At 65.5% G+C, this 21,092-nt stretch carries 20 protein-coding genes; 16 read left to right on the forward strand and 4 right to left on the reverse strand.

Going from position 1 to position 21,092, the window contains the following annotated elements; all coding sequences use genetic code 11:
- The first annotated feature begins 9 nt into the window (after positions 1-9).
- The 7 genes from ACVIYL_RS41765 to ACVIYL_RS41795 are packed head-to-tail and all read left to right on the forward strand — an operon-like array spanning position 10 to position 7,424.
- Entirely contained in the window at positions 10-282 is a 273-nt protein-coding gene (locus tag ACVIYL_RS41765) for a helix-turn-helix domain-containing protein (protein WP_253603054.1), read from the forward strand.
- Positions 279-2,294 carry a hydrogenase 4 subunit B gene (hyfB, locus tag ACVIYL_RS41770; RefSeq protein ID WP_310881785.1) on the forward strand — a complete coding sequence of 672 codons (2,016 nt, stop codon included), beginning with the start codon at positions 279-281 and terminating at the stop codon, positions 2,292-2,294. Before ACVIYL_RS41765 ends, hyfB begins: the two co-directional genes overlap by 4 nt.
- On the forward strand, positions 2,285-3,241 hold the full coding sequence (locus ACVIYL_RS41775) for a respiratory chain complex I subunit 1 family protein (protein ID WP_456781357.1): 957 nt from the start codon (positions 2,285-2,287) through the stop codon (positions 3,239-3,241). The genes hyfB and ACVIYL_RS41775 overlap by 10 nt, the downstream gene beginning before the upstream one ends.
- Positions 3,241-3,903, forward strand: coding sequence for a hydrogenase-4 component E (locus ACVIYL_RS41780; RefSeq protein ID WP_456781358.1), 663 nt, complete (start codon positions 3,241-3,243; stop codon positions 3,901-3,903). Before ACVIYL_RS41775 ends, ACVIYL_RS41780 begins: the two co-directional genes overlap by 1 nt.
- Positions 3,900-5,348 (forward strand): hydrogenase 4 subunit F, encoded by a 1,449-nt coding sequence (locus tag ACVIYL_RS41785; protein WP_456781359.1) that lies wholly within the window; start codon positions 3,900-3,902, stop codon positions 5,346-5,348. Before ACVIYL_RS41780 ends, ACVIYL_RS41785 begins: the two co-directional genes overlap by 4 nt.
- 18 nt (positions 5,349-5,366) lie before the next feature.
- A complete protein-coding gene (locus tag ACVIYL_RS41790) occupies positions 5,367-6,878 on the forward strand; it encodes a hydrogenase large subunit (protein WP_456781360.1) in 1,512 nt (503 codons plus the stop codon).
- Between the two features lie 12 nt (positions 6,879-6,890).
- Positions 6,891-7,424 carry an NADH-quinone oxidoreductase subunit B family protein gene (locus tag ACVIYL_RS41795; RefSeq protein ID WP_456781361.1) on the forward strand — a complete coding sequence of 178 codons (534 nt, stop codon included), beginning with the start codon at positions 6,891-6,893 and terminating at the stop codon, positions 7,422-7,424.
- 49 nt (positions 7,425-7,473) lie between these two features.
- On the opposite strand, the gene ACVIYL_RS41800 is transcribed toward ACVIYL_RS41795, so the two are convergent.
- The gene (locus ACVIYL_RS41800; protein ID WP_456781362.1) at positions 7,474-8,484 is read right to left on the reverse strand and encodes a LacI family DNA-binding transcriptional regulator; all 1,011 of its coding nucleotides are present in this window, start codon (positions 8,482-8,484) and stop codon (positions 7,474-7,476) included.
- 98 nt (positions 8,485-8,582) lie between these two features.
- On the opposite strand from ACVIYL_RS41800, the gene ACVIYL_RS41805 reads away from it, so the two are divergent.
- The 4 genes from ACVIYL_RS41805 to ACVIYL_RS41820 all read left to right on the forward strand — a co-directional run bounded on the left by ACVIYL_RS41805 (position 8,583) and on the right by ACVIYL_RS41820 (position 13,371).
- Positions 8,583-9,455 (forward strand): phytanoyl-CoA dioxygenase family protein, encoded by an 873-nt coding sequence (locus ACVIYL_RS41805; protein ID WP_316398695.1) that lies wholly within the window; start codon positions 8,583-8,585, stop codon positions 9,453-9,455.
- Between the two features lie 141 nt (positions 9,456-9,596).
- On the forward strand, positions 9,597-10,943 hold the full coding sequence (locus ACVIYL_RS41810) for an MFS transporter (protein WP_456781363.1): 1,347 nt from the start codon (positions 9,597-9,599) through the stop codon (positions 10,941-10,943).
- A 3-nt stretch (positions 10,944-10,946) separates the two neighbouring features.
- Positions 10,947-11,807 carry a sugar phosphate isomerase/epimerase family protein gene (locus ACVIYL_RS41815; RefSeq protein WP_456781364.1) on the forward strand — a complete coding sequence of 287 codons (861 nt, stop codon included), beginning with the start codon at positions 10,947-10,949 and terminating at the stop codon, positions 11,805-11,807.
- 58 nt (positions 11,808-11,865) lie between these two features.
- Positions 11,866-13,371, forward strand: a complete 1,506-nt coding sequence (locus ACVIYL_RS41820; protein WP_456781365.1) for a hypothetical protein — start codon at positions 11,866-11,868, stop codon at positions 13,369-13,371.
- A 15-nt stretch (positions 13,372-13,386) separates the two neighbouring features.
- Here the strand turns inward: ACVIYL_RS41820 and ACVIYL_RS41825 are convergent, their stop codons facing one another.
- Positions 13,387-14,172, reverse strand: a complete 786-nt coding sequence (locus tag ACVIYL_RS41825; RefSeq protein ID WP_456781366.1) for a division plane positioning ATPase MipZ — start codon at positions 14,170-14,172, stop codon at positions 13,387-13,389.
- Here ACVIYL_RS41825 and ACVIYL_RS41830 point away from each other — a divergent pair.
- Positions 14,171-14,407 carry a hypothetical protein gene (locus tag ACVIYL_RS41830; protein ID WP_168857948.1) on the forward strand — a complete coding sequence of 79 codons (237 nt, stop codon included), beginning with the start codon at positions 14,171-14,173 and terminating at the stop codon, positions 14,405-14,407. The genes ACVIYL_RS41825 and ACVIYL_RS41830 overlap by 2 nt on opposite strands.
- 6 nt (positions 14,408-14,413) lie before the next feature.
- Here ACVIYL_RS41830 and ACVIYL_RS41835 read toward each other — a convergent pair whose 3' ends face one another.
- Entirely contained in the window at positions 14,414-15,202 is a 789-nt protein-coding gene (locus tag ACVIYL_RS41835) for a crotonase/enoyl-CoA hydratase family protein (RefSeq protein ID WP_076824401.1), read from the reverse strand.
- Positions 15,203-15,306: 104 nt separating this feature from the next.
- Between ACVIYL_RS41835 and ACVIYL_RS41840 the strand changes: the two genes are divergently transcribed.
- The 4 genes from ACVIYL_RS41840 to ACVIYL_RS41855 all read left to right on the forward strand — a co-directional run bounded on the left by ACVIYL_RS41840 (position 15,307) and on the right by ACVIYL_RS41855 (position 18,954).
- Complete coding sequence (locus ACVIYL_RS41840) at positions 15,307-15,876, forward strand: TetR/AcrR family transcriptional regulator (RefSeq protein ID WP_057015234.1); 570 nt, start codon at positions 15,307-15,309, stop codon at positions 15,874-15,876.
- 37 nt (positions 15,877-15,913) lie between these two features.
- Entirely contained in the window at positions 15,914-16,672 is a 759-nt protein-coding gene (locus ACVIYL_RS41845; protein WP_057015277.1) for an SDR family NAD(P)-dependent oxidoreductase, read from the forward strand.
- A 110-nt stretch (positions 16,673-16,782) separates the two neighbouring features.
- Positions 16,783-17,706, forward strand: a complete 924-nt coding sequence (locus tag ACVIYL_RS41850; protein ID WP_456781367.1) for a glutathione S-transferase family protein — start codon at positions 16,783-16,785, stop codon at positions 17,704-17,706.
- Positions 17,707-17,919: 213 nt separating this feature from the next.
- Positions 17,920-18,954: an LLM class flavin-dependent oxidoreductase gene (locus tag ACVIYL_RS41855; RefSeq protein WP_456781368.1), complete on the forward strand. Its 1,035-nt coding sequence runs from the start codon at positions 17,920-17,922 to the stop codon at positions 18,952-18,954.
- An 84-nt stretch (positions 18,955-19,038) separates the two neighbouring features.
- Here the strand turns inward: ACVIYL_RS41855 and ACVIYL_RS41860 are convergent, their stop codons facing one another.
- Positions 19,039-20,610 (reverse strand): porin, encoded by a 1,572-nt coding sequence (locus ACVIYL_RS41860; protein WP_253603086.1) that lies wholly within the window; start codon positions 20,608-20,610, stop codon positions 19,039-19,041.
- Positions 20,611-21,092: the final 482 nt, after the last annotated feature.

The raw sequence follows: 21,092 nt of genomic DNA on the forward strand, positions 1-21,092 counted from the left end.
CATCAATCGATGATCACCGCGGCGCAGCTACGAGCGGCCAGAGCCTTGCTCGGCATCGACCAACGGCAGCTCGCCGAACTGTCCGGACTTTCGGTGCCAACCATCCAGCGGATGGAGGCGAGCGAAGGAACCATTCGCGGCAACGTCGACTCGCTCGTGAAACTGATCGACGCGCTCGGCACAGCCGGCGTCGAGGTCATCAATGAGGGCGCCGTCAGCAGTGGCGGCGGCCGCGGGGTGCGATTGAAGGCCGGATCAGGCTCACCGAAGGTGCGGACATGATCCCGGCGGTCACTCAGCAGATCTGGTGTGTAGCCGCCCTGCTGGGAACGACCGCTCTCGCGATTGCAACGAGCAGATCGCGCCAATCGACAGCCATCGTCTACGGCGCGACTTTCGCGATTTCGTTGATCGCGCTGGCCGGGGCCATGATTTCGCTCATCTCCCGTACCAGCGCGACGGAACTGGCTCTGCCGATCGGGTTGCCCTGGCTGGGATCGCATTTCCGCCTCGATGCGCTCGCCGCATTCTTTCTCGTCGTGGTCAATCTCGGCGGTGCGGCCGCAAGTCTTTATGGCCTCGGCTACGGCAGCCACGATTCCGCGCCGCAGCGCATCCTTCCCTTTTTCCCGGCGTTCCTGGCCGGCATGAATCTCGTCGTGCTCGCCGACGATGCGTTCACCTACCTCTTGTGCTGGGAATTCATGTCGCTCGCCTCGTGGGCGCTCGTCATGGCGCATCACCGTGACGCGGATAATGCCCGCGCAGGCTACGTCTATCTCGTGATGGCAAGCTTCGGAACGCTGGCTCTGTTGCTTGCCTTCGGCCTGCTGGCGGGAGCCGGCGGCAGCTACAGCTTTGCGGCCATCCGCGCTGCCCAGCACACTCCGTCCGAAGCCGCACTGGTGCTCGCGCTGATGCTGCTCGGCGCCGGGTCGAAAGCCGGCCTGATCCCGTTGCACGTGTGGCTGCCGCTGGCTCATCCCGCCGCGCCGAGCCATGTCTCGGCGCTGATGAGCGGCGTGATGACGAAGGTCGCGATCTACGGATTCATCCGGGTCGTGTTCGATCTGCTCGGGCCGCCAAGCTGGTCGGCGGGTGTCGCGGTTCTCATCCTCGGCGGCGCCACCGCCGTCATGGGGATCCTCTACGCGCTGATGGAGAAGGATCTCAAGCGCCTGCTCGCCTACAGCACGATCGAGAACATCGGCGTCATCTTCGCAAGCCTCGGCCTTGCGCTGGCATTTCAGGCGAACGGCCTTGGCCTCGCGGCGGCCCTCGCCTTCACGGCCGCATTGTTCCACGTGCTGAACCATTCGTTCTTCAAGAGCCTGTTGTTCTTCGGGGCCGGCGCGGTGCTGACGTCGACCGGCGAACGCGACATGGAGAAGCTGGGCGGCCTGATCCACCGCATGCCGCTCACGAGCTTCGTCTTTCTGGTCGGCTGCGTCGCGATCTCGGCGCTGCCGCCGTTCAACGGGTTCGTGTCGGAATGGCTGATGTTTCAGGCCGTCCTGCAGAGCCCCGACCTGCCGCAATGGCTGCTGAAGATCATGGTGCCCGCGGTCGGCGCCTTGCTGGCGCTGGCCGCGGCGCTCGCCGCCGCATGCTTCGTCAAGGCCTTCGGCATCACGTTCCTCGGCCGCGCGCGGAGCCCGGCCGCGGAAGCCGCCGGCGAAGTCGATCGCTATTCGCTCGCCGCGATGTTCAGCCTTGCCGTGCTCTGCTTCCTCGCCGGCATTCTGCCCGGCCTGGTGATCGACGCGCTTTCGCCGGTCGCGCAGACCGTGATCGGCCACCGGATGCCGCTTCAGGCGGACGATCCCTGGCTCTCGATCGTGCCGATCGAGGAGAGCCGCAGTTCCTACAACGGATTGCTCGTCTTTGCTTTCATCACCGCCGCGGCGTCGCTCGCGGTGTACTTTATCCATCGCTTTGCGTCGCGCGCGATCCGGCGCGGACCGGCCTGGGGTTGCGGCTTCTCCGACCCGACACCGGCGGCGCAGTATTCCGGCGTGAGCTTTGTGCAGCCGATCCGCCGCGTGTTCGGCACGCTGGTTTTCCAGGCCCGCGAGCATGTCGACATGCCTGCGCCGGGCGAACTGCGGCCGGCCCGCCTCAGGGTCGATATGCACGACCTGGTCTGGGAGCGCCTCTACACACCCGTGACTGACCTCGTGTGGTTCTTCGCCGATCGGCTGAACCAGCTCCAGTTCCTGACCATCCGCCGCTACCTCAGCCTGGTGTTCGCAACCCTCGTCACATTGCTGCTGGCGCTCGCGATATGGTCGTGATCTCGGACATCCTCGTTCAGCTCGGCCAGATGGCGCTTGTGCTGATGCTCGCGCCGCTCCTGACCGGCGTCGTGCGCAAGATCAAGGCGCGGCTGTTGCGGCGAAAAGGACCGTCGATCTTCCAGCCCTACCGCGACCTGCTGCGGCTGCTGCGCAAGGAGGTCGTGCTCGCCGAAAACGCGTCCTGGCTGTTCCGCGTCACGCCCTATGTGACGTTCGCGGCGATCTGGGTCGCGGCGGCGCTGGTCCCGACATTCGCGACCGGCCTCCAATTCAACTGGAGCGCCGACCTGATCGCGATCGTCGCCCTGCTCGGCAGCGCGCGCTTCTTCCTCGCGCTTGCCGGCATGGACGTCGGCACCAGCTTCGGCGGCATCGGCTCCAGCCGCGAGGTGATGATTGCCGCGCTCGCCGAGCCGGCCATGCTGTTGATGGTGTTCTGCGTCGCGCTGATTGCCGGCTCGACGCAGCTGTCGACGGTCGCGACCTTCATGGCGTCGTCGGAAGTCGGACTGCGCGTCTCGCTCGGCATGGCGATGATCGCCCTCATCATGGTGGCGCTCGCCGAAAACGCGCGCATCCCGGTCGACAACCCGGCGACTCATCTGGAGCTGACCATGGTGCACGAGGCGATGATCCTCGAATATTCCGGGCGTCACCTCGCCATGATCGAGTTCGGCGCCCTCCTCAAGCTGCTGCTCTACATCTCGCTGATCATCTGCGTGTTCTTCCCGTGGCAGATCACCACGGAAGGCGCGGGGCCGCTGTCCTATCTCGTCAGCGTCGCTGTCTACATCCTCAAGCTTGCGGTCGCGAGCTTCCTTCTTGCCGTGTTCGAGACCGCGACGGCCAAGATGCGGGTGTTCCGCGTCCCCGAGTTCCTCGGCGCGGCGCTGATGCTCGGCCTGCTCGGCACGCTGCTTCGGTTCGTGTCACGGGGCTTCTGATGCACAACCTCGCCTTCGACATCGCCCATCTGCTCGCCGGCGGGCTCGTGCTGATCAGCTTCATGATGCTGTACCAGGACCGCCTGTATGCGCTGCTGAACATCTTCACACTTCATGCCGTGGTGCTCGCAGCTTCCGTCGCCTGGCAGGCCTTCATCCAGAATGCGCCGCATCTCTACGTGACCGCAGCGATCGCACTGGTCTTCAAGGCGATCGTCATCCCGGTGGCGTTGCATCGGATCATCAAGCAGCTCGGCATTCATCGCGATATCGAGACCGCGGTGAGCATCGGTCCGACCATGCTTGCCGGCATGGGGCTCGTCGCCCTGTCCATGGTGCTGATGCTGCGCGTCACCGGCGCCGCCGATCCGCTGGCAAGGGAAGACCTCGCCTTCGCGCTGTCGGTGGTGCTGCTGGGATTGCTCGTCATGGTGACGCGGCGCAACGCCGTCAGCCAGGTCGTCGGCTTCATGTCGCTGGAAAACGGCCTGGTGCTGGCCGCGACCGGCGCCAAGGGCATGCCGCTCGTCGTGGAGATCAGCGTCGCCTTCTCGATCCTGATCGCATTCATCGTGATCGGCGTGGTTTTGTTCCGCATTCGCGAGCGGTTCGACACCGTCGACGTCGGTGCGCTCGATGAATTCAGGGGGGAGCGCCGATGACTGCCGCGTCGGATGCCGTCACCTGGGTCCTGTTGATACCGATCACCGCCGCGGCGGTGCTGGCCGCGCTGCCCGGTTACCGGCTGACCGCGGGCCTCAATGTCGTGGCCAGTCTCGGCACCTTGCTGGCCGCGCTTTCGCTGCTCGTGGTCGAGCGCCCGCAACCCGGCCAGTACCTGCTGATCGACGATCTCAACATCGTCTTCATCGTGCTCAACACCTTCGTGGGATTCACCACGAGCGTGTTCAGCGCCAGCTATATCGCCCATGAACTCGAAACCGGACGGCTGACGCCGGGCTATCTGCGATTCTACCATGCCATGTATCAGGTGATGATGTTCGGCATGAACCTCGCATTCGTGTCGAACAATATCGGCCTGATCTGGGTCGCGGTCGAGGTCGCGACGCTCACCACCGTGCTGATGGTCGGCATCTACCGGACCCATGCGGCGCTGGAAGCGGCCTGGAAGTACTTCATCCTCGGCAGCGTCGGCATCGCGCTGGCGCTGTTCGGCACGATCCTGGTGTACATGGCCGCACTGCCGGTGGTCGGCGAGGGTCAGGACGCCATGGTGTGGACGGTGTTGATCAGCCGTGCGGCGACGTTCGACCCGGCATTGCTCAACGTCGCCTTCATCTTCCTGCTGCTCGGATACGGCACCAAGGTCGGCCTGGCGCCGCTGCACGCCTGGCTTCCGGATGCGCATGCCGAGGGCCCGACCCCGATCTCCGCCGTGCTCTCCGGCCTGCTGCTCAACGTCGCGCTCTACGCGGTGCTCCGCTTCAAGATCCTGCTCGCCGCCAATCCGGATGCGATATCGCCGGGCCCGCTGATGGTGACGATGGGGCTGACCTCGCTGCTGTTCGCGGCCTTCATGCTTTACCGCCGCCGCGACATCAAGCGGCTGTTCGCCTACTCCTCGATCGAGCACATGGGCATCATCGTGTTTGCGTTCGGCATGGGTGGCCCGCTCGCCAACTTTGCCGGCCTGCTGCACATGGTGATGCACAGCCTCACCAAGTCGGGGATCTTCTACGCGGTCGGCCACATCGCACAGGTGAAGGGCACGCAGCGGATCGCCAACATTCGCGGCCTGACCGAGTCGCACCCGGCACTCGGCTGGAGTCTCGTGATCGGCGTGGTCGCGATCGCCGGCCTGCCGCCGCTCGGTATCTTCATGAGCGAATTTCTCATCGTCAGCTCCACTTTCGCGCGCCAGCCGCTGCTCGCCATCCCGCTGGTGTTCGGCCTGCTGCTCGCCTTCGGCGCGCTGATCCTGCGCCTGACCAGCCTTGCGTTCGGCGAGCCGCGCGGCAATGCCGCGCCGGCGGATGCGTCCTATTTGCCGATGTTCGCGCATTTCGCACTGGTGCTGACTGCGGGCATCTACCTTCCGGGACCGCTGGTCGTCTGGTTCCAGCACGTCGCCAACCTGCTGGGTTAGCGCGAGGGAGAGCAGGATATGCCGAGGTTGATCGATCTGATCCGGGCGGGCCACAGGATCGAACGACATCATCCATGGCCGCGCGCCGTGGTCGACGGCGATACCTGGCGCGCCGCCGCTCACGCGCTTGCGGATGGCGCCCTGAGCCTGCTCGGGCTGTGGGGCGAGCCCTCGCGCGTGCACATGGCCGTCCTCGACGACCGCACGTCCGATATCGGCGTGATCAGCCTGGATTGTCCCAATCGCCAATTTCCTTCGGTTGCGGCCCATCATCCGCCGGCGCTTCGATTAGAGCGCACCCTGCACGACCTGTTCGGATTGCAGGCGACAGACACACCGGATTCCCGTCCCTGGCTTGATCACGGCCGTTGGCAAACGCGCTTCCCGCTCGGCGAACATCGCGATGCATCGGCGGACGCAGCGCTTTATCAATTCCTTCCGGCCGAGGGGGACAGCCTGCATCAGATCGCAGTCGGTCCGGTGCATGCGGGCATCATCGAGCCCGGGCATTTCCGCTTTACCGCGAGCGGAGAGACGGTCGTCCGCCTCGAGCAGCGGCTCGGCTACACCCACAAGGGCGTCGAAGGGCTGATGGCGGGCAGCACGATCGAGCAGGCCGCGCGGCTCGCCGGCCGGGTCTCCGGCGACAGCACGGTCGCCTATGGGCTGGCGTTCGCGCAAGCCGTCGAGGCCGCGCAGCGGATTGCCGTGCCGCCGCGCGCGCTGTTGCTGCGCGCGCTGATGGCGGAACTCGAGCGGCTGGCCAATCATCTCGGCGATATCGGCGCGATCTGCAACGATGCGTCATTTGCGTTGATGCAGGCGCATTGCGCCGTGCTACGCGAATCCGCGCTGCGCGCGGCCGACGCTGCATTCGGTCACCGCCTGATGCGCGACCTCATCGTTCCCGGCGGCGTCGCGCGCGATATCGCCGGCCATGGAGCCGACGCGATCCGGGCCGCGCTCGACCAGATCCGCCGGCATTTCCCTGCGCTGGTCGAGCTCTATGACAACACCGCCTCGTTGCAGGACCGCACCGTCAGCACCGGTATCGTTGCTCCAACGCTCGCCCGGCAATTCGCCGCCGGGGGCTATGTCGGGCGCGCGAGCGGCCGCGATCATGATGCCCGACGCAAGCCTGGCTATCTCCCCTATGATGGCCTCCGCTTCGAAGTCCCCGTCCTCAGCGACGGCGACGTCAACGCCCGGGTCTGGATCCGGATCCGCGAGGTTGAGCAGAGTCTCGCGCTGGCGTACCAGATCCTGATCGGCCTCGAGGCCGGCCCGGTGCAAGTGCCACTGCACAATACGGCGGAGCCTTGCGAAGGCATGGCGCTCGTCGAAGGTTTCCGCGGCGACATCCTGGCCTGGCTGCGCCTGAACGGCGATCGGATCGAGCGATGCCATCTGCGCGATCCGTCGTGGTTTCAGTGGCCGCTGCTCGAGGCGGCCATCGAAGGCAACATCGTGGCGGACTTCCCACTCTGCAATAAGTCGTTCAACTGCTCCTATTCCGGGCAGGATCTCTGAGGGCTTGAGGCGATGCGCAAACTTCTGTTCCAGAGCCTGTTTCGCCAGCCATTGACGGAGCAAGCGCCGCGCCCGGACGACGCTGCGCTCGCGGAGCTCGCGGCCATGGTCAGCCACACCGCACGACGACGCCTCGGCCGCAGCCTCTCGATCCGCGAGGTTGATGCAGGCTCCTGCAACGGATGCGAGCTGGAAATACACGCGTTAAGCAATGCGTATTACGACGTCGAACGGTTTGGAATCCGGTTCGTTGCCTCGCCCCGTCACGCCGACGTGCTGCTGGTCACGGGTCCGGTCACCAAGAACATGCGTGAGGCGCTGGAGCGCACATACCGTGCGACGCCAGATCCCAAATGGGTCGTCGCTGCGGGCGATTGCGCAAGGGATGGCGGATGCTTCGCCGGCAGCTACGCCGTGGTTGGCGGGGTCTCCGCGGTTGTTCCGGTCGATCTCCACATTCCGGGTTGCCCGCCTTCGCCGATCGCCATCCTGCGGGGCCTGGTGACCTTGCTCGAGGCGGTCGACGCCGGGGTCGCGACAAGGTGAAAGCACGGAAAGAGACGAGCACCTCCGCCCGCACCGTGGGCGAGGCGCGCTAACCGCTGTCGCGCAGCACCAGTTCGAAGCCGAGATCGACGCGGCGCTCGCCGCCGCGCTCCAGCGTCAGCGTCGCCGCGGTGCGGCCGATCGCGTCGCCGTGCACGCTGATCGTGCTCAGGGTCGGCGAGATCAACTGGCCCATTTCGAGATCGCCAAGCCCGATCACGGCGACCGGCTGCGCCGATGCAGGCCCGTCGCGCAGCAGCCCGGCCTTGCGCAGCCCGGACATGAAGCCGATCGCATGCGCATCGTTGGCGGCGAACACCGCGTCGACACCAGGCAGGCGAGCATGCGCCGCCACGCTGCCGGAATCCTTGCGGTCCAGGATCAACCGGCGCGGCTCGGCAAGGCCGCTGGCCAGCGCCTCGTCCCTGAAGCCGAACCAGCGGCGCGTGCCGCGCGGATCGTCGCCGCCGATGAAGGCGAGCTGCTTGCGGCCCTGCGCGACCAGATGCTTCGCGACGGCGACACCGGCCTTGTAATTGTCGAAGCCCGCGACCGCGTCGATCGGGTTTGCCGGCAGATCCCAGGTCTCGACGATCGGGATGCGCGCATTGCGCAGCAGGCGGCTGCCCTCCTCGGTCGCCGGCGAGCCGACCATGATGATCGCCTCGGGCCGCCGCGACAGCAGCGCCGCCAGCATGCGGTCCTCGCGCTCCGCGTCATAGCGCGACTGCGCCAGGATCACGGAGAAGCCGAGCGGCTCGAGCTTGTCGGACAGGCCCTGCACCGTGTCGGCGAAGATCGAGTTGGCGATGGTCGGTACCAGCACGCCGACCGAATTGGTCCGTGCGCTCGCCAGCGCGCCCGCCACCAGGTTCGGGATATAGCCGAGGTCGCGCATCGCCTGCTCGACCCGCGCCCGGGTCTGCGGGGCGACCAGGTCGGGCATCCGCACCACCCGGCTCACCGTGATCGAGGAAACGCCGGCGCGCTTGGCCACCTCTGAAAGGGTGGGCGCGGCACCGGCCGGGCCGGTCCCGGGGGCGGTCAGTTCGGAGCTCATGGGCCGGAGCCTGCACGATTCCGGGTTGCCAAGCCATAATGTTAGCGCTAGCATCACCTCATGTCAGCGCTAACATGCAACAAAAAGGGAGAAACGGCATGATTTCGGACGAACAGGCCCAGGCTTACAAGCGCGACGGGGTGATCGTGGTCCCCGAGGTGCTCAACCAGGAAACCCTGGCGAAGGTGCGCACGGTACTCGCGGAGCTCGTGGCCGGCGCCGCCAGCGTGAGCGAGCACACCGACGTCTACGACCTCGAGCCGGGCCATTCGCCTGACAATCCGCGCGTCCGCCGCATCAAGGCGCCGCACAAGGTGCACCCGATCTTCGACGAGATCGTGCGCAGCCCCGCCGTGATCTCGATCCTCACCAAGCTGATCGGCCCCGGCCTTCGCTTGCACGGCTCCAAGCTCAACATGAAGTCGGCGCAATACGGCTCGCCGGTTGAGTGGCATCAGGACTGGGCATTCTATCCGCACACCAATGACGACATCCTCGCGATCGGCGTGCTGCTCGACGATTGCGATATCGAGAACGGTCCGATGCTGGTGACGCCGAGGTCGCACACCGGCGCCACGATGTGGGATCATCACGGCGAGGACGGCCACTTCGCAGGCCTGATCGATCCCGACCAGATTCAGGACGACATCAAGCGCGCGGTACCCTGCATGGGCAAGGCCGGCAGCATGTCGTTCCATCACGTGCGCGCGCTGCACGGCTCGGCGACCAACACATCGAACCGGCCGCGCAACCTGCTGCTCTATGAAGTAGCTGCCAGCGACGCCTGGCCGCTGATGGGCGTGAAGGACTTCGACGAATTCAACAGCCGCCTGCTGGCGGGTCCGCCGGTGGTCGCGCCGCGGCTCACCGATGTGCCGGTGCGGATGCCGCTGCCGCCGGCCAAGCGGCAAGGATCGATCTACGAGACCCAGTCGGCGTCGAAGAAATCCTACTTCACGCGCGCCGCTTAAGACCGACCACAATGCCCGCGGCCAGGCCGCGGGCATTGCTGCTTTCACGAGCACGATCCGCCGCGACAAAAGCGGAATGCGTTTGCGCGGAGATCGTGCCCGATCAAAACGACCATAAAAACCAAAACAACGGGGAAACGAATGACCGAGATGGCAAGAGATGGCGCTCGCACATCGCGCCTGCGTGTGATCCTGGCCGCAAGCATCGGCTCCGCGCTCGAATGGTACGACTTCTTCCTCTACGGCACCGCAGCGGCGCTGGTGTTCGGCGAATTGTTCTTTCCGAAGAGCGATCCGGTGGTCGGCACGCTGTTGTCGTTCCTGACCTTCGGCGTCGGCTTCGTGGTGCGGCCGTTCGGCGGCCTCTTGTTCGGCATCCTCGGCGATCGCTATGGCCGCAAGCCGGTGCTGGTCTCCACACTCCTGATGATCGGCATCGGCACCACCGCGATCGGCTTCCTGCCGACTTATGGGCAGATCGGCGTCTGGGCGCCGATCCTCCTGGTCGCGATGCGCGTCATCCAGGGCCTTGGCGCCGGCGCCGAATATGGCGGCGCGGTGATCTACCTGGTCGAGAACGCACCGCCGAAGCATCGCGGCTTCTGGGGCGGCTTCGCGCCGCTCGGCGTCTCCGTCGGCAATCTGCTTGCGGCCGGCGCCTTCGCGCTGGTGACCATGCTGCCGCGCGAGGACCTGATGAGCTGGGGCTGGCGCCTGCCCTTCCTGGCGAGCTTCCTGCTGATCGTCGTCGGCATCTTCGTCCGCATGCGCATCACCGAGACCCCGGTCTACACCGAGGCGGTGGTCGCGCGCGGCAAGGTCGAAAGCAATCCGGCGATGGAAGCGTTGCGCCGACACCCGCGCAACTTCTTCGTCGTGCTCGGTGCCCGCATGGCCGAGAACGGGCTCGGCTATTTCTTCCCGGTGTTCGGGCTCAGCTATGTGATCACCACGCTCGGCGTGCCGAAAGCCGAGGCGCTCAGCGCGTTGATGCTGGCATTCACGGTCGAACTGTTTGCGATCCTCGGCTTCGCGGCCTTGTCTGACCGGATCGGACGGCGGCCGGTCTACATGTTCGGCGCGCTGGCCGGCGTGGCGCTCGCCTTCCCGTTCTTCTGGATGGTCGGCACCAAGGAATGGGTCATGATCGCGCTCGCCTTCATCCTGGCGCGCGCCGTGGTGACCGCGGCGATGTTCGGACCGCAGGCGGCGTATTTCGCCGAGCTGTTCCCGCCGCAACGCCGCTTCGCCGGCTTTGCCTTCGCCCGCGAGCTCGGCTCGCTGCTGTCGGGTGGTCCGGCGCCGTTCGTCGCCACGGCACTTGTGGCAGCCTATGGCACCTGGTGGCCGGTCGCCTGCTACGCGATGTTCCTGTCCACCTGCACCGTCGTTGCGATCTGGATCGGGCCCGAGACCTACCAGGAGAACATCGCCGCCGACGCGAGCGAACAGGCCGAGCTGCCCGCGGCGATCCCGGCGCGGGCCTGATCGGTGGCGCAGCAACTGCGTGTCTTGCAGTCGCTCTGGGCGATGGAGCGACGGCTGGCCGATGAGGGCGAATGGCCGCTGCAAACCCAGCTCGCGATGATCCGCGATGCCGGGTTTGACGGCGCCGGCGTGCGCTTCATCGATCCCGCCTTCGCGCGCGAGGTGACGAGCTTCCTTCGCGCGCATGGCATGATCTGGCAGGCGCAATGCTACCCGAAGAGCCTCGACGACCTGAAACCGGTGCTCGAGCTGATCGCCCGGCTCGGCGCCGATCATGTCAACCTGCAGCCGGACGTTCGGCCGCGCCGGCTCGCGGATTGCATTCCGCTGCTCGAAGGTTGGCGGCGGCTTGCCGCGGAGGCCGGCGTCGCCGTGCATGTCGAGACCCATCGCGACCGCATGACGACCGACCTGTTCTTCATGCTCGACCTGCTCGACTGCTTTCCCGATCTGCGGCTTACCGCCGATCTCTCGCATTATCTGGTCGGCCGCGAATTCGCCTGGCCGGTCGACGACGTCAACCACGCGATGATCCATCGCATCCTCGACAATGCCTGGGGCATCCATGGCCGTATCGCGAGCCGCGAGCAGGTGCAGATCTCGCTCGGCTTTCCGCAACACCAGGGCTGGGTGTCGCTGTTCATGGGCTGGTGGGACTACGGTATCCGCTCGTGGCGGAAACGTGCCGGTCCCGACGCGACCCTGACCTTCCTGTGCGAGCTCGGTCCCCCGCCCTATGCCATCACCGGGCCCGACGGCAGGGAACTGTCCGACCGCTGGCAGGACGCGTTGGTCATGAAGGACATGATCCGCGCGCTGTGGGATCGTATCGCGAACGAGCCGCAAGGCGCGCTCCCACATTGATTCAAGCAAGCCACGGCGGCATCCTGAACACCCACAATCCGGAACGCCGCGAGGACCCGTGCGCGACCGCTGGGCTTATCCGCTTCAATGCCTCGTCGCCGTCTCGGCGATGGCAGCCTTCGCGCATACGAAGGCGGCCGCGGCAGAGTTCGCCCTGAATGTCGCGACCCTGCCGCGCGTCGCGACCATCGACCCGCGCTTTCAGTCCTACAACATCGAGATGGTCGAGGTGACCGGCGGACGGTTCTGGAGACCCTATGCAACCGCCGCCACGCGCCGGCGTGCAGAGACGGAGCGGTTCGCAGCTCGCGCTCCGATCGACCTGCACGATGGCAGGCTCCGCAAGCTCGCCGCAGCCCTCTCACCCGCGTATCTGCGCGTCAGCGGGACCTGGGCCAACAGCACGTTCTTTGCGGATTCCGAGACGCCACCGGCTGCACCGACGGCCGGCTTCAACGGCGTGCTGACGCGACGGCAGTGGCGGGACGTGATCGAGTTCTCGCACGCCGTCGACGCTCCGATCGTCACGTCCTTTGCGATCAGCGCGGGCGCGCGTGACGCTGCGGGGCAATGGAGCCCCGAGCAGGCCCGGCAACTTCTCGCTTTCACGCGATCGGCCGGTGGGCGTATCGCCGCAGCCGAGTTCATGAATGAGCCCGATCTGCCGACCATCGGCAGCGCCCCTGACGGCTACGATGCTGCGGCCTACGGCCAGGATTTTGCAGCGTTCCGCGCCTTCATGAAGGACACCGCGCCCGACGTGACGATCCTCGGCCCCGGCACGATCGGCACCGGCGCTGAGGCCCAAGCGCTTTTCGCCGCATCGGCAGCCGGCGTCGACGCGGTCTCTTATCATCATTATGGCGCGCTGTCGGCGCGATGCGGCGGTGATCGCAGGGCAAGGCATGCATTGTCGGACGAATGGCTGGCGCGAACCGGCGAGAGCCTCGCCCTCTACGAGACGCTGCGCGACCAGCTTGCGCCGGGCAAGCCGATCTGGCTGACCGAGACGGCCGAGACCGCATGCGGCGGCAATCGTTTGGCCGCAACCTTCGCCGACACGTTCCGTTACCTCGATCAACTCGGACGGCTGGCCAAGGCCGGCGTCCAGGTGGTGATGCACAACACGCTTGCGGCGAGCGACTACGGGCTGCTGGACGAGCGAACTCATCTGCCGCGGCCGAACTATTGGGCTGCGCTGCTGTGGCGGCGGTTGATGGGCACCACCGTGCTCGACGGCGGTATCGCGGAGCGTCACGGCTTCCATGTCTATGCGCATTGCGCGCGCGACATGCCTGATGGAGTAGCCCTGCTCGTCATCAACAATGACCGGCGAACACGGCGCAAGCTCACGCTGTCGGCCGCCTCGCAACGTTACACGCTCACGAGCAAAAAGCCTGCCGACGGCAACGTTCAGCTCAATGGCGCGACGCTTTTGCTTGGAACCTCTGATCGTATCCCCGCCCTGGACGGCAATGCGACAGTCGCCGGAACGATCGTCTTCGCACCCAGAACGATCACGTTCCTGATCGTCGCCGACGCCGGCAACGCCAATTGCCGGTAGCGGCCCGACGTCGCCTTACGCCGCGTCGCGGCTGGCGTCGGAGGATTCCGGCGGGCGCGCCACCAGATGGCCGAGCATGATGGCAGTCATCAGCCGCTCCATCTCGAGCCGCGCGGTGACATGCGACATGGTCGGCCGGCTACCGAGTGCGAGCTGGCTGACGTCGTCGATCGCCGTCAGTCCGCGCGGATAGAATTCGCGGAAGATCACGCGTTCGGCCAGGCCATCGACCAGGCGGAAATTCAGCGTCTTGGCCAATTCGCTCAAGGCTTCGCCGACCAAGCGCTTGTTGCGTGACCCGAGCGTGGAGAGGCGGTTGCGCAGCACCACCCACTCGAATGCCGGCTGATCGTGTGTGCTGCGCTGGCGCCGCGCCTCCTCCACCATCTTCGAATAGTGGCTGATGCCGGTCACCTTGAACTCGTTCGGATCGACGGTGCCGAGCACGTCGAAATCGAGGAAGCTGTCGTTGAGCGGCGTGATCAACGTGTTCGCCAGCGAATGCGTGAACGTCGTCAGATAGGTGTCATGGCCGGGACAGTCGATGACGACGAAATCGTGCGACCGGCCGAGCCGCTCGACGATCTCGGCAAGCGCGCTGCGCCCGAGCGTCTCGACCTCGCTGCTCCTGCCGCTCACCGTCTCGAAGCACATATGCGCGGGAACGCCGAGATCCAGCGAGGTTTCCCGCGCCCAGTCCCGCCGGTTCTCGACGTAGTGCGTCAGCGACTTCTGCTTGTTATCGAGATCGATGGTAGCGACGCGCTGACCCGCCTTGATCAGCGCGATGGCGATATGCATGGCAATTGTCGACTTGCCCGAGCCGCCCTTGTTATTTCCGACAACTATTACTCGTGCGTTTGTCATGGGAATCCATACCGGACGCTTGAGTGAAAGCAGGACGAAACAGAATTTAATGAATGGATCGAATCTCCCTGATTCGATGAATCTCGACAAGAGTCGCTGCTACATTGTCGTGATCGAAATCAAGAAGCTGCGACATCATTGTCACAGCTTCTTCGAGCACGTATCGTGAACGCAACTAGCGTCCCTGAAACACCGCGGCGCGGCGCTCAACGAACGACTTGATACCCTCGGCCGCATCTGATGTGTTGAGCACACGTTCGCGGATCTGCGGAATGATCGCGATTGCCGCCTGCTCGCCGGCTTCGATGAACTTGCGGCCCGCCTCCTTGGTCACCTGGATTCCAAGCGGCGCATTGCGCGCGATGATCTCCGCGAGCGCCATCGCGCGCTCGACCTGCTGGCCCGCCGGCACGACTTCCTGCACGAGACCGATCCGATGCGCCTCGGCGGCGGTGAACTCGTCGCACAGCAACAGGTGATACATCGCATCGCCCCACCCGGCGCGGCTGATATAGCGGAAATGCGCGCCCGCCAGCGGCGCGATGCCGCGCTTGGCTTCCATCTGGCAGAAGCGGCTGTCGTCCGCGGCGATCACGATATCGCCGGCCAGCATCATCTCGATGCCGACGGTGAACACGATACCCTGCACCGCCGTGACGATCGGCTTCCGGCAGCGCTTCGACAATCCGAACGGGTCGACGTTGCCCTCCGGCAGCGGCTTGCGCGTCGCCGTCGGACCGAAGAATTTCGGCATGTCGAGACCCGCGGTGAAACTGCCGCCGGCGGCGCAGAGCACCCCGACCCAGAGGCCGTCGTCATTGTCGAGCAGCGTCAGCGCGTCGGAAAGCTCAGCCATCATCTCCGGACTGAAGGCATTCTTCTTCGCGGGATTGTCGATGATGATCTTGAGGATGTGGTCGTGCCGCTCGTGGCGGACCCGCCCTTCGCTCGCGCTGCCGGACATCAGTTCCTCCCTGCTTTGTGACTGGATAATTTCTGGATGATGGTTGTCATCCAGATGCATGATGGTCATAATCCAGAAAGAGAGTCAAACAGGGGCCAGGCGAGATGGGCCATTCCCAGGCCGACAAGGCCAGGAGCCGTGAGCGTATTCTGAACGAGGCTGCGACGCAGATCCGCGACAAGGGCCTCGACGCGCTCAGCATCGGCGGCCTGATGCAGCAGGTGAAGCTGACCCATGGCGGTTTCTATGGGCACTTCGCCTCGCGTTCCGACCTGATCGCCGCGGCTCTGGAACAAGCGCTGCATGCAGGCGAAGCGTCGGCTCACGCGGCGCGCGATCCCGACAAGCCGGGCAATATCAACACGCTGGTGCGGAGCTATCTCAGCCGCGCCCATCGCGACTCGCCCAAGTCGGGCTGCGCGATCGGCGCGCTGATCTCGGATGTCGGTCGCGCCGATGCGCAGTGCCGCGCGGTGATGGAGCCGCACATCGAATCCTTCATCGCCAAGGTCGCCGAGACGTTCGGCGACGATGACGACGGCAACGCAATCCTCGCGGTGAGTGCGATGGTCGGGGCGCTGGCGATCTCGCGCGTCCTCACCGACCAGAAGCGGTCCGATGCCGTCCTGCGCACCGTGCGCGACAGCATCATCGCGATGGCGTCCGACGAATGATTTCGCCCGCGCCGCGGGCACCTTGATGGAGCAAGCCATGAACGACCGATCCGCCCTCGAGCCGACCGCCGTACAAGGAAGCGTGCTGATTGCCGGCGTCGGCGCGTCGAACGGCCTCGGCGCCGCGATTGCGCGTCGCTTTGCCGCCGGCGGCTATCCCGTCGCGATCGCCGGCCGCAACGCCGACAAGCTCGCCGCGACCGCGGCCGAGCTGGCCGCAAGCGGCGCAACGGTCGCGCATGTGGTCGGCGACGCCTCCACGGCGGCCGACGTCGCGCGCTTCGTCGCGGCGGCCGAGCGGCTCGCACCGCTCGCGATGGCTGTGCACAATGCAGGCTCCAACCGGCCGGCACCGTTTCTGAAGGTCAGCGAGCAGCGCTTCGAGGAGCACTGGCGCGAACACGCGCTCGGCGGTTTCCAGCTGGCACAGGCCGCGATCCCCGCTTTGCTTGCGCGCGGCGGCGGCACGCTGGTGTTTACGGGCGCCAGCGGTTCGCTGCGCGGCAAGGCCAACTACTCACCGTTCGCCGCCGCCAAGGCCGCGCTGCGCGCGCTGGCGCAGAGCGTGGCGCGGGAATTCGGGCCGCAGGGCATCCATGTCGGCCATGTCGTGGTCGATGGCGGGATCGAGGGCGACCGCCTGCTGAACATGCGTCCGCAATTGAAGGACGAGCGCGGGCCGGACGGCATGCTCAACATCGCGGCCATCGCCGACGCCTATTGGGTGCTGCACCACCAGCATCGCAGCGCCTGGACGCTGGAGCTCGACTTGCGGCCGTGGGCGGAGCAGTTCTGAACACGCTGCGCCACCCTTCTCGCCCGTGAATATTGGTTGCGATCGGCCGGAATCTTGTCAGCTTATGCGGCAAGGTCCGTCGAGATCGCACCCTGTCCCGGGAGAAGGCCATGTCGCAGCCCACGCCGATCCTGCACCACTTCGATCAATCGCCGTTCTCCGAGAAGATCCGCATCATCTTCGGGTTCAAGAAGCTCGCCTGGAGCTCGGTGCGGATCTCCCGGATCATGCCGCGGCCGGACCTGATGCCGATGACCGGCGGCTATCGCCGCACGCCGACGATGCAGATCGGCGCCGACATCTATTGTGACACCCAGATCATCATCCGCGAGCTGGAGCGGCGCTACCCGACGCCGACGCTGTTTCCGGCAGGCAATGCCGGCGTGCCCTGGGCGCTCGGCATGTGGGCCGACCGGCCGTTCTTCCAGAACACGGTCAACCTCGTGTTCGGCTTCGTCGGCGACAGGGTCCCGCGGGATTTCATCGAGGATCGCGAGAAGTTGCGCGGCGGCAAGTTCGACGTCGCCGCCATGACCGCGGCGCTGCCGCAGATGCGCGACCAGTTCCGCGCCAATATCGACTGGATCGAGGCGCAACTCGGCGACGGCCGGCCGTGGCTGTTCGGCGAGTTCAGCCTCGCGGACGTCAGCGCCTACATGAACGTGTGGTACGCGCGACAGAGCCTCGCCATGATGGACGAGATCATGACGTCCTTTCCGCGCGTTGTGGCATGGGAGGAGCGCGTCCGCGCCATCGGCCACGGCACGCGCACCGAGATGTCGTCGGCCGACGCGCTCGAGATCGCGGCGAAGGCGCGGCCGGAGTCGCCCGTGTTCGGCGACCCCACGGACCCGAACGGTCGCAAGCCCGGCGACGTCGTTGCCGTGATGCCGGATGACTACGGCAAGATCCCGGTGCGTGGCGAGATCGTCTCGCTGTCGGCGCAACACATCGCGATCCGCCGGTCGGATGAGCGCGTCGGCGAGGTGGTGGTGCATTTCCCGCGCGCCGGCTTCCTGGTGGTCCCGGGCTGATTGCCGCGGGCTGCTCGACATCGGGCCTGGAAACGCTGCGTTTCGCGGCGTGACCTTGCCGGCCCGCTGAATCGGCAATAGCTCCCGGTTATCTCCAACCCAAGGCTCCACAGCGCAGGCTTGCGGATCGATCCGCAGCAACCCGACCTTTCGGCCTGCGTGCGATGGGTGGCCCGTGGCGGATGCTCCGCCACGCCGACAACCGGACTGACCATGACGACCTCCGTCGAATTCGGGCTTGATACGTTTGGCGACGTCACCAACGACGCCGCCGGCACGCCGCTGCCCCATGCCCAGGTGATCCGCAACGTCATCGACGAAGCGGTGCTGGCCGACGAGCTCGGGATCGATTTCATCGGGCTCGGCGAGCACCACCGCGCCGATTTTGCGATCTCCACGCCCGAGACCGTGCTGGCGGCAATCGCCGCACGCACCCAAAACATCCGCCTCGGCTCGGCGGTGACCGTGCTGAGCTCGGACGATCCGATCCGCGTCTTCCAGCGTTTCGCCACGGTCGACGCGGTCTCGAACGGCCGCGCCGAGGTGATCCTCGGCCGCGGCTCCTTCACCGAGTCGTTCCCGCTGTTCGGCTTCGACCTCAGGCAATACAACGAGCTATTCGAGGAGAAGCTCGATCTGTTCACCGAACTGCTCAAGCAGGAGCCGGTGACCTGGCAGGGCAAGCTGCGGCCACCGCTCAAGAGCCAGTCGGTCTATCCGCCGGTCGAGCACGGCCGGCTGAAGACCTGGATCGGCGTCGGCGGCAGTCCCGAGTCGGTGGTCCGCGCGGCGCATTACGACCTGCCGCTGATGCTTGCCATCATCGGCGGCGATCCCAAGCGTTTTGCGCCCTATGTCGACCTGCACCAGCGGGCCTACCAGCAGTTCGGCCGCGAACCGAAGCCGATCGGCGTGCACTCGCCGGGCTATGTCGCCGAGACCGACGCCCAGGCACGCGAGGAGCTGTGGCCGGACTACAAGGTCATGCGCGACCGTATCGGCAAGGAGCGCGGCTGGCCGCCGATGGGCCGCGACGAGTTCGTGGCCGAGGCCGAGCAGGGCTCGCTCTATGTCGGCGCGCCGGAAACCGTTGCCCGCAAGATCGCGGCGACCGTCAAGGCGCTCGGCGCGGCGCGCTTCCAGCTGAAATACTCGGCGGGCCCGCTGCCGCACGACAAGCTGATGAAGAGCATCGAGCTCTATGGCAGCAAGGTGGTGCCGATGGTGCGCGAGCTGCTCGCCGCGTGATGAGCCAGAACCGGCATGACAAAGCAAAACCCCCGGCGCTTTCGCGCCGGGGGCTCTGTTAGATCGCAATCAGATCAACCGGTATTACCAGTTGCGCTGAGCGCGGAGCAGCATGGTGTAGGTGTTCTGGTCCTTCAGCTCGTAGATCGCGCCGGGCTTGCCGATCGTCGGGCTGCCGGGGAAAGCGACCGTACCAGAGAAGCCCTGGTCCAGACGGGTGTAGGTGAAGTCGGCCGAGAAGGTCAGGTTCTTCACCGGAGTCCACTGGGTCTGCGTGCCGAGCTGCGCGATGCTGTAGTCGGGGTTGCAGGACGTCAGAGCCGAACCAGCACCGAAGAAGTTGCTCAGCGAGCCGCCTACGCCGTTGCCGGCCGGACCGCAGATGTAACCCTTGGACGTGCTGTTGTAGTTAACCTGGGCCCAGGCACCGTAGATGCTGGTGTTCCAGTTCGGGTTCCAGTTATGCACGTAGGCACCGCGGAAGCCGTAGGTCGTGATCAGCTGCTGCTGACCGCCCGTCACGAAGATCGAGTCCGGCGCGATGCCGAAGCCGATGCTCTGATAGGCGCCCGGAACGTTGGTTCCGCCGAAGATGGTGTTGCCACCAGCCGAACCGGCGAGGTCCTGGATGTTATAGCGGGTCGCACCGTTGGTGTAGACACCCTGCAAGTTGATGGTGTCGCCAGGTCCGGTCGGGATGTTCTTGATCGACAAGGCCAACGAACCAGCCCAGCCCCACTTGTCGTCCGGATGACCGGTCAACTCGGTGCCGCCGTAGTAGGCCACGTGGTTGTTATGCGCGGCGAACGATGCCTGGAACAGACCCCAGGCCTGGTCGACACGCAGCATCGCGACGAGGTCCGGAGCGATCGTGCCAGCGTAGTCGCTGATGCCGAACACGTTGGTGTTGCCGGGAACACCGAAGTTGACGGGCGCACCGAGGTTGACCACGCCAGCCTGGTAGTAAGCCGACTGATCCTGCGCCGACAGAGACAGCGACACGCCGTTGCCGAACTGCGCAGTGTAGGTGAACTGGTTCACACCAGTGATCGTGCCGCCGCCGCCGACGAGACCGTCGAAGCTGTTGCCCGGGTAGTTGGCCCACGGAGCCGAGAACTGCGAGACCGCCTTACCCATGGTGAAGCCGGCGAACTGGATGAAGGCGTAGTAGACGCCGACCGTACCAGCCGCAACCGCACCGGAGTTGGCGTTGTTCGGAGCCGAAACCGCGCCGATCGGCGAGTAAACGGTCGCACCGTTGCCCTGACCGGCATAGGTGTCCGAGGTCCAGGAGAAGGTCGCATCGAAGAAGGTGCGGACCACGCCGTATTCGGTCGCGGTGCGCGTATCGATGTTCAGGTCTTCACGAGAACGCCAGGTGTAGCCGTTGGTGAAGCGGTTGTTTGCGCCAGCGGCACCCGAGGTGTTGCCGGTGTGATCCGAGTTCGAGTTGATGACGACGTCTGCGCGCAGGTAGCCGCCCAGCTTGATGCAGGTATCGGTGCCCGGGATGTAGTAGAATCCGGGACCATACAGGGAGCAAACCTTCACGTACTCGACCGCTTTGGCCTTGACGGGAAGATCGGCCGCCTGAGCTCCGCCGACCGCGACGAGAGCCGCCGCCGAGCCGAGGATAAGGCTCTTAACCATCTTCATGTTAAACCTCCAAGTTGCTCTATCTCAGGGAAGGTTCCGGATCCGCCGGGTAAGACACCCTCAGGTTGGTTCCCTTTGTCCCTTAAAATCCCCGCTTAGTCGCTTCGCGCCTTCGGACACACCCGCATGAACGCGAGGGACTTAAGCGAACCACCTAGAACGGGACGACCTCGGGATGCCCCCCTCCGTCGTAGTTCCATATGAGACAGAAGGCCCCCGATCACGCAACAAAAGACCGCTCGGTTTGGGGCGAGTTGCGGCTGTTTTCGGGCAAATGTTGCACAAATATCACGGGCTTTTGAATTGCGACAACTCCACAAGCTATTGAAATATAATACGAATATTTCAGTTACCGCTATCGGGCACAAGATTGGGCAACACCGCGCGGAACGGTGTGCAAAACGCCTAGTCCTACTGAGAAAGCGAAAGCCGGAATCGGCCTCGGCAGCGCTGATTCCGGTATCCGGGCACGACATTTCGGC

It is taken from the genome of Bradyrhizobium sp. USDA 3315 (assembly GCF_054056795.1).

Bases quoted from the DNA above. Each gene is read 5' to 3' on its own strand.
- ACVIYL_RS41765 (WP_253603054.1), top strand. From the start codon at position 10: ATGATCACCGCGGCGCAGCTACGAGCGGCCAGAGCCTTGCTCGGCATC.
- hyfB (WP_310881785.1), top strand. From the start codon at position 279: ATGATCCCGGCGGTCACTCAGCAGATCTGGTGTGTAGCCGCCCTGCTG.
- ACVIYL_RS41775 (WP_456781357.1), top strand. From the start codon at position 2,285: ATGGTCGTGATCTCGGACATCCTCGTTCAGCTCGGCCAGATGGCGCTT.
- ACVIYL_RS41780 (WP_456781358.1), top strand. From the start codon at position 3,241: ATGCACAACCTCGCCTTCGACATCGCCCATCTGCTCGCCGGCGGGCTC.
- ACVIYL_RS41785 (WP_456781359.1), top strand. From the start codon at position 3,900: ATGACTGCCGCGTCGGATGCCGTCACCTGGGTCCTGTTGATACCGATC.
- ACVIYL_RS41790 (WP_456781360.1), top strand. From the start codon at position 5,367: ATGCCGAGGTTGATCGATCTGATCCGGGCGGGCCACAGGATCGAACGA.
- ACVIYL_RS41795 (WP_456781361.1), top strand. From the start codon at position 6,891: ATGCGCAAACTTCTGTTCCAGAGCCTGTTTCGCCAGCCATTGACGGAG.
- ACVIYL_RS41800 (WP_456781362.1), bottom strand. From the start codon at position 8,484: ATGAGCTCCGAACTGACCGCCCCCGGGACCGGCCCGGCCGGTGCCGCG.
- ACVIYL_RS41805 (WP_316398695.1), top strand. From the start codon at position 8,583: ATGATTTCGGACGAACAGGCCCAGGCTTACAAGCGCGACGGGGTGATC.
- ACVIYL_RS41810 (WP_456781363.1), top strand. From the start codon at position 9,597: ATGACCGAGATGGCAAGAGATGGCGCTCGCACATCGCGCCTGCGTGTG.
- ACVIYL_RS41830 (WP_168857948.1), top strand. From the start codon at position 14,171: ATGGCAATTGTCGACTTGCCCGAGCCGCCCTTGTTATTTCCGACAACT.
- ACVIYL_RS41825 (WP_456781366.1), bottom strand. From the start codon at position 14,172: ATGCATATCGCCATCGCGCTGATCAAGGCGGGTCAGCGCGTCGCTACC.
- ACVIYL_RS41835 (WP_076824401.1), bottom strand. From the start codon at position 15,202: ATGTCCGGCAGCGCGAGCGAAGGGCGGGTCCGCCACGAGCGGCACGAC.
- ACVIYL_RS41840 (WP_057015234.1), top strand. From the start codon at position 15,307: ATGGGCCATTCCCAGGCCGACAAGGCCAGGAGCCGTGAGCGTATTCTG.
- ACVIYL_RS41845 (WP_057015277.1), top strand. From the start codon at position 15,914: ATGAACGACCGATCCGCCCTCGAGCCGACCGCCGTACAAGGAAGCGTG.
- ACVIYL_RS41850 (WP_456781367.1), top strand. From the start codon at position 16,783: ATGTCGCAGCCCACGCCGATCCTGCACCACTTCGATCAATCGCCGTTC.
- ACVIYL_RS41855 (WP_456781368.1), top strand. From the start codon at position 17,920: ATGACGACCTCCGTCGAATTCGGGCTTGATACGTTTGGCGACGTCACC.
- ACVIYL_RS41860 (WP_253603086.1), bottom strand. From the start codon at position 20,610: ATGAAGATGGTTAAGAGCCTTATCCTCGGCTCGGCGGCGGCTCTCGTC.